The sequence below is a fragment of the Enterocloster alcoholdehydrogenati genome (assembly GCF_013282095.1).
GTDB lineage: Bacteria > Bacillota > Clostridia > Lachnospirales > Lachnospiraceae > Enterocloster > Enterocloster alcoholdehydrogenati.
Map to the genome: position 1 here is coordinate 87033 of NZ_BLTJ01000005.1, position 12585 is coordinate 99617.

Genomic DNA, 12585 nt, shown 5'->3' on the forward strand with positions numbered 1-12585 from the left:
TTTTGATCTCATCCTCTGCCCTGGCTGCCGTCTCTTTCTAAAATTCCCCCGGACAGCCCCTGTAATTACAGAATCAGATAGCTGTAATCGCAGATCACGGTCTCGATGATCTTTGCAATTTTCTCCGGCACCCGCTCATCGGCGGTTCCTGACTGATAAGCAAATTCATTTCCCAGAAGGCGCACGCGGCAGGCGCCGCTGTGTACATTCAGAACCGTAAAGCCCTGGTTGGCGCTGTCTGCCATATCTGCCTCATTGGCAAACAGTGTGAACTTGTCCATGTAGGGTGCGCTGTCCCATGGGCAGAAACTGCGGCAGTTTCCGCATTCGTTGCACATATAGTCCACATGGATAATCTGATGCTTCTCCATACCGTAAACTGCAAGAGCAATATTGGCGCGGTTGGGGCAGACCTCCATACAGTTTTCACAATAGCTGCTGCAGGAGAGACATCTGCTGCTGTCCGTCTCCGTCACATCCTCCTCTGCCAGATTCCCCTTGCGGTCCGCAATGGTTTTCTCATCCGACAGCTTAAACAGATCCTCAGCAAGTCCTTTTCCAAGGATTGCCTCCGCCGCTTTCCGGCCGTCCCGGATACCTTCTACTACTGTAGCTGGCCCAAAGAGGCCGTCGCCTGCTGCGTACACACCCCTGATGGAAGTTTCCAGCGTATCCGGGTTCACCTGAGGACGTTTTCTGGAATCCAGGGCAATGCCGTTTGCCTCATAGAAACCGGATGGAACCTTCTCACCTACGGCCGCGATCACCGTGTCTGCGGGAACCTCTATGATCTTATCCGTCTCTGCAACGCCCCGGCGGCCGCTTGCATCCAAATCGCCCAGAACCATTTTTTTACAGTAAAGCACGCCATTTTCCTGACGTACCGGAGAAAGGAGTTCTGCAAACTCGACGCCGTCCTCAAGGGCCATTGCCAGTTCCTCCTCATCCGCCGGCATATAGCGCCTCGTTCTTCTGTATACCAGAGAAACCTTCTCTACCCCTGCATTGCGCTTTGCAGCTCTTGCTGTATCCATAGCCGTATTTCCTCCGCCGATGACGGCTACATTTTTGCCCAGCTTTGCCTTTCCGTCTGTTGCCTTAAACTCTGCCAGAAATTCCAGAGCGTTAACCGGCTCGCCTGCCTCAAGCCTAAGCTCGCCGGGTTGAGAAGCGCCCAGGGCCAGAACCACATAATCATATTCCTTCTTAAGCGTTTCTATGGACTGAATCTCTTTTCCGTTTACCAGCTCTGCTCCCATGGCCTCTATGATCTTGACATCCCTGTCAATGGCGCTGTCAGGGATGCGGAAAGCCGGTATCACATTGCGTACCACGCCGCCCATCTTGGCTTCCTTCTCAAATACAGTTACCTTCATGCCTCCCCTGGCCAGGAAAAATGCCGCTGCCAGACCTGCCGGGCCGCCTCCTACTACGGCAGCCTTCTTGTCAGAGGAAACCGCTGGGGCCTTAAAATCCTCCATCACTGCCTCGTAACCGCCTTCTGCGGACTCCAGCTTGGTTCTGCGGATATTAACCGGTGTTTCATAGAAATTTCTGGTACACTTGCTCATACAGTTGTGAGCGCAGATAGTTCCTGTAATAAACGGCAGCGGATTCTTATTTAAAATAACCTTCAGCGCCTCCTCATATTTTCCCTCGCCTGCCAGCTGCAGATACTGGGTAATATCCTGATGGATGGGACAGCCTTCCTGGCAGGGAGCGATAAAACAGTCTGCCAGGGGCACGGGACGGTTTATCTTTCTGGAAGGAAGGGGCTTTACCGCCTTTACATGATGCCTGTCTGTCTTTGCCCCCTCTACCAGAGTTCTCACCTTTGCGGCGTCCACGCTCTCAAAGACAGGGGCTTTCTTTGCCGCAAACAGCCTTCCGATCTGCTCCAGCCTCTGGTAACCGCCAGGCTTTAACATGGTTGTAGCCATGGTAACCGGCCAGATGCCTGCATCCACGATCTTTTCAATGTTGAAATAATCCGCGCCTCCGGAATAGGAGATCCGAAGCTTTCCATCAAAATCATCTGCCAGCTTTAAGGCAACGGACAGAGACAGGGCATAGAGAGACTTTCCGGACATATACATCTCTTCACTGGGCAGCTCGTTCTGCTTTACATCCACCGGGAAGGTATTGGTGATCTTCACGCCGAATTCCAGCCCCTTTTCATCTGCCAGAGCCTGCAGTCTCTTTAACATGGGTACTGCATCCTCATACTGAAGATCATCTTTAAAATGGAAATCTCCAAATGCCACATAATCATAGCCCATCTCGTCCATCAACCGTCTTGCATAGTCATAGCCAAGAAGCGTAGGATTGCATTTAATAAAGGTATGTACCTGCTTTTTCTCAATGAGATATTTTGCGATCCGCTCAATCTCCTGGGGAGGACATCCGTGAAGGGTGGAAAGAGTAATGCAGTTGCAGACTTCAGGAGAGATCCCCTCCACATCATCCCTTGTCAGATTTTCAAAACGATCCAGATTATCTAACAGCCACTGACGGCATTCTGTGAAAATGGGAGCGCCGGAGGCATCCTTCATCCCCTCGATAAAGCGGTCGATCTTTTCTGTCTGAATCCCCTCAAGATCGTAACCGACAGACATATTAAACTGGAAACCATCCATAGAACCAAGGCCGTATTCCTTTGCCAGAACCTTGCAGGCAAACCAGGCCTTTACATACTCGTCATATGCCTGAGGCACATAAAGCTCTGTGGACCACTCGCAGTTATAGCACTCATCCTCTGCCCTGATACAGGGCTTGGATACAGGAAGATCCTCACCGTCTAACTTCTGTACGGTCTTTAACTCAAAGAAACGGCTGCCGGCCACATAGGAAGCCACAATATTCTGTGTCAGCTGTGTATGGGGACCTGCCGCAGGGCCGAAGGGAGTTTCAAGACTCCGTCCGAAAATCGTGGCTGTATTCTTCTTATCTGCAATAAAAGGTCTTTTGACTCCGAAAACGGAACCTGTCTTATGCTCCTTGATGATCCAGTCCATCAATTTTCCAAAAGGAATGGGTGTCATAATGTCGCTCATATTTTTCCTCCTTCTATAAAGTGTACGTCCCGCACCCTCCTGGTGCCTGTATTGCAGCCGTACACGGTACACGACCAGGTCCCAGCACCGGAAACATCCATTTTCCTTCTCTCGTCCGGCTCAGCCGCCCGGCCTCAAAAAGACCGGGGTGCTGCTTTCCCGCCGCCCTGTAATCGGCATCTGTCTTAATTTTTCATCCATACGTTTATCCGCGAATGAGGAGCATCCGCATTCCACGCTGTTTTTCTCAGCCGTTGATGGATTGTGCCAGCTCTGCGGCCGATTCTCTTACCTCATAGAGCACCTTCTCTTCATCAATGCCAAGCAGCTCTCTGTCCTTCATCAGCACCTTTCCGTTGCAGACGGTGGTAACCACGCTGCGGCCGGTCATGCCAAAGAGGATATGGCTGTTTACATTGGATGCGTTCATCGGCGTTCTGGGAATGTAATCCGTTACGATCACATCTGCGGCTGCACCTTCCTTTAAAACGCCCAGCTGCTTTTTAAAGTAGCGGTTGGCGATCTTTGCATTTCCCTCAAAGAGCATCTGAGGAACCTCGCTCCAGGCCGCATTTGCATCACAGAGATGATGCTTGTGAAGAACATTGGCTGCCTTGTAGGACTCTAATACATCCTGGGTATATCCGTCGGTTCCAAGACCTGTGAGGATGCCTCTGTGAATGATCTCCATGGTGGGAGGACAGCCGCAGGCATTGCCCATATTGGACTCCGGATTGTGGACTACCATTGTATCCGTTTCCTTAATTAAATCCATCTCATGGGGATTTACATAGATGCAGTGGCCCAAAAGCGTCCTGTTTCCCAGGATATTGCAGTCCATCAGCCGGTCCACAATGCGCTTTCCGTATTTTCTTAAGCAGTGGTGAAGATCCTCGATTCCCTCCGCTACATGAATGTGGTAGCCAACCCCATCAGGCTTGTTGGCTGCGGCAAGCTCCATGGTCTCATCGGAAATGGTAAACTGCGCGTGCATACCCATCATGCCTGCGATCATATCCGTATCATCTGCAAGGGCATGGCGGATCCATCTGGCATTTTCCATCACAGATTCTCTTGCCTTGTCCATGCCGTCCCGATCTGAGATCTCATAACACAGACAGGTGCGCAGACCGAACTCCCTGGCCGCATCCTCGATGGCAAAAAGGCTGTCCTTTATCTCTCCAAAGCTTGCATGGTGATCAAATACGGTAGTAACGCCGTTTTTGATGCAGTCCATATAGGTTACTCTGGCACTCTGGCGGGTCTGCTCGTTGGTCAGATGACGGTCAATGGTCCACCACATACCATCTAAGATATCCAAAAAACCCCTGGGATCATATCCTTTGATACTAAGGCCCCTTGCCATGGCGCTGTAGATGTGCTCATGAGTATTGATGAAAGCCGGCATGATGACGCCCCCCTTCGCGTCAACAAACTCTGCTTTCGGGAACTCCTTTTTCAAGGTTTCCAGTTCCCCCACCTTCTTAATGGCAGTTTTGTCGATCACTACTGCCCCATTTTCAAAAAATGGCTGCCCGGCATCTCTTGTAACGAGACGTCCGTTTCCGATCATCAGCATATCGTACTCTCTCCTTTTTCTGTTGGTTTGATACCCTTATAGTAACACTATAAATAACCATTTGCAAGAGTAAAATACAATTTTTTTTAGTTGTTCAAAATTTTTTTGTAAAAACCTCTTGCATTTACATTTTTTTGTGCTATGATGGAATCATAAACAATGTGGCTGCACTTTAAAATTTTTTTATTGTACAAAGTAGCCATGTTTGCACCCTATCAAAACAATAAAGGAGGTAAGGCTATGGCTTACACATTAAATCTGCTGGAGCAGATGGCCAATGGCCTTGCAAAGCAGTTCGGGCCTGACTGTGAGATCGTAATTCACGACTTAAAACGGCACGATTTGGATCACTCCGTCGTTCATATCAACAACGGTCATGTGACAAACCGCAAGGAGGGCGACGGCCCTTCTAAGGTTGTCTTTGAGACCCTCCATAAGGATCCTGCTTTGCTGAAAGACCATGTAGGCTATCTGACCCGTACATCCAATGGGAAGATTTTAAAATCCAGCACATTCTTTATAAGGAATGAGGAAGGTACGGCTGTAGACTACATCTTCTCTATTAACTACGATATCACAGGACTGATGACCATTGACCGCTCCATCCATGCTCTCATTGATACAGAGCCGGAGAGCGGAACCAGACAGCAGCCGGAACAGATCGTCCACAATGTAAATGATTTGTTAGACTCGCTGATTGAGCAGTCCGTAGCGCTGGTAGGAAAGCCTGCCGCCCTGATGAACAAAGAGGAAAAAGTGACAGCCATTCAGTTTTTAAACGATGCCGGTGCTTTTCTTATTACAAAGTCAGGGGATAAAGTCTCAAAATATTTTGGAATCTCCAAATTTACCCTGTACAGCTACATTGATGTAAACAGCCGCAAATCATCTTAACCCCGCATTCTTTCCAGAATGTGCCGCACAAATTAAGGAGGATAAAGTATTATGGATCAGAAAATTCTGTGGGCGGTCAACCATATGCCGAAAACAGAAGACAAAAATCTTCCCATCATGGGATTAGAGGAGATCAGGAAAGCCCGAACCTTCCACGAAAGCTTCCCGCAGTACAGCGAGACTCCTCTTACAAAACTTCCCCACATGGCTTCCTATCTGGGAGTGAAGGAAGTGTATATAAAGGATGAATCCTACCGTTTCGGCCTGAACGCTTTCAAGGTATTAGGCGGCTCCTTCGCAATGGCCCGTTATATCGCAAAAGAGACCGGAAAAGATGTATCCGAGCTCCCCTACTCCGTCCTTACTTCCAGGAAGTTAAGAGAAGAATTCGGTCAGGCTACCTTCTTTACCGCAACCGACGGCAACCACGGCCGCGGCGTTGCATGGGCGGCTAACCGTCTGGGACAGAAAGCCGTAGTACATATGCCCAAGGGAACCACGCAGACCCGTCTGGAAAACATCGCCAAAGAGGGGGCTCAGGTGGATATTCAGGAAATGAACTACGACGATTGTGTCCGTCTGGCTGCAAAGGAAGCCGACGAGACGCCAAGAGGCGTGATTGTACAGGATACCGCATGGGACGGTTACGAAGAGATTCCTGCATGGATCATGCAGGGCTACGGCACAATGGCAATGGAGGCAGGTGAGCAGTTAAAGGCTCAGGGCTGCGAGCGTCCTACTCACATCTTCGTACAGGCAGGCGTTGGTTCTCTGGCCGGCGCTGTGGTAGGCTACTTTGCAAACCTTTATGCAGATAACCCGCCCACCTTCGTAGTCGTAGAAGCCGAGGCTGCTGCCTGCCTCTACAAGGGCGCTGCTGCCGGTGACGGCAACATCCGCATTGTAGACGGCGATATGCCTACCATTATGGCGGGCCTTGCCTGCGGCGAGCCAAATACCATTTCCTGGGATATCTTAAAGAACCATGTAAAGGTATTCATCGCCGCTCCTGACTGGGTAGCTGCAAACGGTATGCGTATGCTGGCCGCCCCGATAAAGGGGGACGCTCCTGTCACCTCCGGCGAATCCGGCGCCGCTCCCTTCGGCGCGCTGGCTGCCATGACTACGCTGGATGAATACGGGCAGCTAAAGAAGGAGGTCGGCCTGGATGAAACCTCCAGAGTCCTGCTCTTCTCTACCGAAGGCGACACCGATCCCGACCGTTATAAAAATATCGTATGGAAAGGCCTGGATAAATAAAATTTATCAAACCAATTGCAAAAACAGGCGCTCTGAACACTTACAAATCAATCATGGAGGATATATCAAATGAAGCTGGATTACGGAAAGATCAAAGAAGCTGCACAGAATTATCAGAAGGACATGACCAGGTTCTTACGCGAAATCGTAAAGAATCCCGGCGAAAGCTGTGATGAGAAGGCCCATATCGAGCGCATCGCGCAGGAAATGAGAGATCTTGGCTTTGATAAGGTAGAGATTGATCCTATGGGCAACGTGCTTGGCTTTATGGGCACAGGCGAAACCATCATTGGCTTTGACGCCCACATCGATACCGTAGGAATCGGCAACCGCGGCAACTGGACCTTCGATCCATACGAGGGCTATGAAACTGAGACCGAGATCGGCGGCCGCGGCGTTTCCGATCAGTGCGGAGGAATCGTCTCCGCAGTATACGGCGCAAAGATCATGAAAGATCTGGGCCTTCTCTCTGATAAGTACACGGTTCTTGTAACGGGTACCGTTCAGGAGGAGGACTGCGACGGCCTTTGCTGGCAGTACATCATCAATGAGGACAAGATTCGTCCTGAATTCGTCGTTTCCACTGAGCCTACCGACGGCGGTATCTATCGCGGTCAGAGGGGACGCATGGAGATCCGCGTAGATGTTAAGGGCGTTTCCTGCCATGGCTCCGCTCCTGAGCGGGGAGACAACGCAATCTACAAGATGGCCGATATCCTTCAGGATGTCCGCGCATTAAACGAAAATGATGCAGCTGATGACAAGGAAGTAAAGGGCCTTGTAAAGATGCTGGATAAAAAATACAACCCTGAGTGGGAGGAGGCTAACTTCCTTGGCCGCGGAACCGTAACCGTTTCCGAGATTTTCTTTACCTCCCCCAGCCGCTGTGCCGTTGCTGACTCCTGCGCCGTATCCCTGGATCGCCGTATGACAGCCGGCGAGACCTGGGAAAGCTGTCTGGATGAGATCCGCGCTCTCCCATCCGTTAAGAAATACGGCGACGACGTAACGGTTTCCATGTATGAGTATTCCCGTCCTTCCTACAAGGGACTGGTATATCCCATCGAATGTTACTTCCCAACCTGGGTCATCCCGAAAGATCACAGGGTAACACAGTCTCTGGAGGAGGCTTATACCAACCTGTTTGGTGAGAACCGTATCGGTGCCAAAGAAACTCTGGAAATGAGAACCGCCCGCCCTCTGACTGACAAATGGACCTTCTCTACCAACGGCGTATCCATCATGGGACGCAACGGCATCCCATGCATCGGCTTTGGCCCGGGCGCCGAGGCTCAGGCACACGCACCCAATGAGAAAACCTGGAAGCAGGATCTGGTTACCTGTGCCGCCGTGTACGCTGCTCTTCCAACCATTTACTGCAAGTAATCCATATGCAATGTGCGAAACAGACTTCTCCCGTTGCCGCACAATATAAGGATTTTTGTCATCCGCAGTCCGGCAGCCCGGATCTGCGGAGGCATTCACTTCACACCCATTCTATCTAAAAATAAAGGAGAACAAAACACATGAAAACATTACAGGATTACATTGATAAGCTGAATTCCTTAAATTTCAAGGAGATGTATGAGAACGACTTCTTCCTGACCTGGGAAAAGACAGACGATGAGTTAGAGGCTGTGTGGACGCTGGCCGACGCTCTGCGTTTCATGAGAGAAAACAACATCTCCACAAAGGTATTTGAGAGCGGCCTGGGCATCTCTTTATTCCGCGACAACTCTACCCGTACCCGTTTCTCCTTTGCTTCCGCCTGCAATCTGCTGGGCTTGGAGGTTCAGGATCTGGACGAGGGCAAATCTCAGATTGCCCACGGCGAGACTGTACGCGAGACAGCCAACATGATCTCCTTCATGGCCGACGTAATCGGTATCCGCGATGATATGTACATCGGTAAGGGAAACGCATATATGCACGAAGTAGTTGACGCTGTTACCCAGGGTCACAAAGACGGCATCCTTGAGCAGAAGCCAACTCTGGTAAACTTACAGTGCGATATTGACCATCCGACTCAGTGTATGGCTGATATGCTGCATATCATCCATGAGTTTGGCGGCGCAGAGAACTTAAAGGGCAAGAAATTAGCCATGACCTGGGCTTACTCTCCTTCCTACGGAAAGCCCTTATCCGTTCCTCAGGGCGTGATCGGCCTGATGACACGCATGGGTATGGAAGTCGTTCTGGCTCATCCCGAAGGCTACGAGGTTATGCCTGAGGTAGAGGAGGTCGCAAGAAAGAACGCCGAGAAATCAGGCGGTTCCTTCCGTGTATCCCATGATATGGCTGATGCATTTAAGGATGCCGATATCGTTTATCCAAAGAGCTGGGCTCCATTTGCAGCCATGGAAAAGAGAACCAATCTGTACGCAGAGGGCGATTCCGAGGGAATCAAGGCTCTGGAGAAGGAACTCTTAGCTCAGAATGCAGAGCACAAAGACTGGTGCTGCACCGAAGAGCTTATGAAAACCACAAAGGACGGAAAGGCTCTGTACCTGCACTGTCTGCCCGCTGACATCAACGATGTAAGCTGCAAGGACGGAGAGGTTGAGGCAAGCGTATTTGACCGCTACCGTGATCCTCTGTACAAGGAGGCAAGCTACAAGCCTTATGTGATCGCAGCTATGATCATGCTTGCCAAGTTCGCTGATCCTGCAGATATCTTAAAGAAGCTGGAGGACAGAGGAACTCCAAGGGTATTCAAATAAACACTTCCAACTATGACTGAGCCGCCGGGCCGGAGCGCGTCTTAATATTGCTTTCTGTCAGACGCAATTTCAGATGAACTCCGTGTCCGGCGCTCTTTTTTTCTCAAAATTGATACGGATTGTCAGCAAAAACAGCCGGCAGCAGAGAAACCGGCGCAAAAGGGGTAAGATCACTATGGAAAATAAAAAGAAAAAACGGATTGTCATCGCCCTGGGCGGAAATGCCCTTGGAAACACACTCCCAGAACAGATGAAGGCTGTTAAGATCACGGCCAAAGCGATCGTGGATCTGATCCAGGAAGGCTGCGAGGTCATCGTAGCCCATGGAAACGGGCCTCAGGTTGGCATGATCAACAACGCCATGGCCGCGTTAAGCCGTGAAGATGCCAACCAGCCCAACACGCCTCTCTCCGTCTGTGTTGCCATGAGCCAGGCTTACATTGGCTATGATCTGCAGAACGCTTTAAGAGAAGAACTTTATAACCGCGATATCTACGATATCCCGGTAGCTACCATGATCACTCAGGTCAGAGTCGACGCCGATGACCCTGCATTTGAAACGCCTTCCAAGCCAATCGGCCACTTTATGACAAAAGAACAGGCCCAGGCTGCAGAGGAAAAATACGGCTATATCATGAAGGAGGATGCAGGCCGCGGCTACCGTCGTGTGGTTGCCTCTCCCAAACCTGCCGAGATCGTTGAAATCGGTGCCATCCGCTCTCTGGTGAATTCCGGCCAGCTGGTAATCGCCTGCGGCGGAGGCGGTATCCCCGTAACCCGTCAGGGAAACCATTTAAGAGGAGCCAGCGCCGTAATCGATAAGGACTTTGCAAGCGAACTGCTGGCGGAAAATCTGGATGCCGATTTCCTCATTATACTCACCGCCGTGGAAAAGGTTGCCATTCACTTCGGAAAGCCGGAAGAAAAATGGCTGGATGAGCTTGACACGGAGGAAGCGAGAAAATATATTAAAGAGGGACATTTTGCTCCCGGATCCATGCTCCCTAAAGTACAGGCTGCCGTTAAGTTCGCAGAATCCAAGCCGGGACGCACTGCTCTCATTACCCTGCTTGAAAAGGCAAAAGACGGAATCACAGGGAAAACCGGCACACACATCCATTTGGGACAGATCAACTAAATATTTACATATGCGCACACCTGTGCGCCCGGCCCTGCAGCGGTGCACAGGTATATATGAATACGAAATGTCCGCCGGGTCAGCCACCCCCCATCCATACGGTATATACGTTCCGGACATGGGATCCAAGGTATATCTATTCTCAGGTAAAGGAGAAGAAACATATGACTGCACGCAAACAATGCGCGTCCCTGTTTGAACTGGACGGCGCTCCCAAAATGAGTCAGGCCATCCCTCTGGCTTTACAGCACGTAGTTGCAATGATCGTAGGCTGCGTTACTCCTGCGATCATCATTTCCGGCGCAGCCGGGATCGATACGGCAGATCGGGTGCTTTTGATCCAGGCATCTCTGGTGGTATCTGCTCTGTCTACACTTTTACAGCTGTTCCCCATTGGAAGAAAGAACGGCTTTCATCTGGGTTCCGCCCTGCCCGTTATTCTGGGCGTAAGCTTTGCCTATGTACCCAGTATGCAGGCCATTGCCGAAACAAGCGGGATCGCCGCCATTTTAGGGGCGCAGATCGCAGGCGGTATCTGCGCGGTTGTGGTAGGGCTTTCAATCAAAAAAATCCGCAGATTTTTCCCGCCTCTGATCGCAGGAACCGTTGTATTTACCATCGGGCTTTCTCTTTATCCAACCGCTATCAACTATATGGCGGGCGGCACCGGACAGCCCGGCTACGGCTCCTGGCAAAACTGGACCGTGGCTATCTTCACACTGGTCGTTGTGACCGCGCTGAACCATTTCGCAAAAGGATTCTTAAAGCTTGCCTCCATACTGATCGGTATGATCGCAGGCTATATCTTCTCCAGTTTCTTCGGAATGGTAAGCTTTACAAACGTTGCGGAAGCCGGAGTCTTTCAGCTGCCTCAGATCATGCACTTTGGCATTACATTTGAACCATCCGCCTGCGTAGCCATTGGCCTGCTCTTTGTAATCAACTCCGTTCAGGCCATCGGCGATTTTTCTGCCACTACAGCAGGCGGCCTGGATCGTGAGCCAACTACAGGCGAACTTCACGGAGCGATCCTGGGATACGGCGTATCCAATATATTCGGCGCCTTTTTAGGGTGTCTCCCCACCGCTACCTACAGCCAGAACGTAGGAATCGTAGCTACCACAAAGGTGGTAAACCGCGTGACCCTGGGACTTTCCGCCCTGATCATCCTTACCGCAGGACTGTTCCCCAAGTTTTCTGCACTCCTTACCACCATTCCTTATGCGGTTCTTGGCGGAGCTACCGTATCTGTATTTGCCTCCATTGCCATGACTGGCATGAAACTTGTCATGACGGAAAACATGAACTACCGCAACACCTCTATCGTTGGGCTTGCGGCCGCTTTGGGAATGGGTGTATCACAGGCCTCCGCTTCACTGGCCGCTTTCCCCGACTGGGTGACTACTATTTTCGGCAAGTCTCCCGTTGTAATCGCTACCTTAGTTGCTGTTTTCTTAAATGTAACCCTTCCCAAGGATAAGACCGCAGAAAAATAGTAACGATTCAGAAATGCACAAACTCCTTTATGCCACATCAATATGCCCCTTTTCAGACCAGACAGGGCTTTCATCTGCCTTTGAGTCCGAAAGGGGGCATATTGCTTTGATACTGCATTTACCGGTGTTTTTAAGGCCAAACCTATCCTCTTGACCGCCGGCCAGCGCGGGTCTCTCAGACAGACTTTCCCTTCTGCACCCAAACGGCCCCCGGATACAGACAACAAAAACAGGAGACCAGCTATCTGATCTCCTGTCTGATTCGTGCAGAAGAAGGGAGTCGAACCCTCAAGGTATTACTACCACACGGACCTGAACCGTGCGCGTCTGCCAATTCCGCCACTTCTGCATCTATTATATTTGATTGTGATCCAGACTCATTGGTCTGTCTCAGCAACGTAGATTATTATAACGGACATGGAGAATTTTGTCAACGGTTTTTTTA

Annotated in this window: 8 protein-coding genes and 1 tRNA gene; 6 read left to right on the plus strand and 3 right to left on the minus strand. The window is 50.5% G+C overall.

From position 1 onward, the window contains the following. Positions 1-65: 65 nt before the first annotated feature. Together ygfK and ssnA are read right to left on the minus strand one after the other, a co-directional pair. Positions 66-3053 (minus strand): putative selenate reductase subunit YgfK, encoded by a 2988-nt coding sequence (ygfK, locus tag HW447_RS07195; protein ID WP_176254648.1) that lies wholly within the window; start codon positions 3051-3053, stop codon positions 66-68. A 247-nt stretch (positions 3054-3300) separates the two neighbouring features. Beyond that, positions 3301-4632, minus strand: a complete 1332-nt coding sequence (gene ssnA / locus HW447_RS07200) for a putative aminohydrolase SsnA (RefSeq protein ID WP_176254649.1) — start codon at positions 4630-4632, stop codon at positions 3301-3303. Between the two features lie 240 nt (positions 4633-4872). On the opposite strand from ssnA, the gene HW447_RS07205 reads away from it, so the two are divergent. The 6 genes from HW447_RS07205 to HW447_RS07230 all read left to right on the plus strand — a co-directional run bounded on the left by HW447_RS07205 (position 4873) and on the right by HW447_RS07230 (position 12140). Beyond that, complete coding sequence (locus tag HW447_RS07205; protein ID WP_176254650.1) at positions 4873-5526, plus strand: helix-turn-helix transcriptional regulator; 654 nt, start codon at positions 4873-4875, stop codon at positions 5524-5526. A gap of 51 nt (positions 5527-5577) precedes the next feature. Then, entirely contained in the window at positions 5578-6786 is a 1209-nt protein-coding gene (gene dpaL, locus HW447_RS07210; protein WP_176254651.1) for a diaminopropionate ammonia-lyase, read from the plus strand. Between the two features lie 69 nt (positions 6787-6855). Next, on the plus strand, positions 6856-8172 hold the full coding sequence (locus HW447_RS07215) for a YgeY family selenium metabolism-linked hydrolase (RefSeq protein WP_176254652.1): 1317 nt from the start codon (positions 6856-6858) through the stop codon (positions 8170-8172). A 140-nt stretch (positions 8173-8312) separates the two neighbouring features. Next, positions 8313-9506 (plus strand): knotted carbamoyltransferase YgeW, encoded by a 1194-nt coding sequence (gene ygeW, locus HW447_RS07220; protein WP_176254653.1) that lies wholly within the window; start codon positions 8313-8315, stop codon positions 9504-9506. 175 nt (positions 9507-9681) lie between these two features. After that, on the plus strand, positions 9682-10644 hold the full coding sequence (gene arcC / locus HW447_RS07225; protein ID WP_176254654.1) for a carbamate kinase: 963 nt from the start codon (positions 9682-9684) through the stop codon (positions 10642-10644). Positions 10645-10808: 164 nt separating this feature from the next. Further along, entirely contained in the window at positions 10809-12140 is a 1332-nt protein-coding gene (locus HW447_RS07230) for a uracil-xanthine permease family protein (RefSeq protein ID WP_176254655.1), read from the plus strand. A gap of 265 nt (positions 12141-12405) precedes the next feature. Here the strand turns inward: HW447_RS07230 and HW447_RS07235 are convergent. Further along, positions 12406-12489: transfer RNA gene (locus HW447_RS07235), tRNA-Leu, on the minus strand. Positions 12490-12585 lie beyond the last annotated feature (96 nt).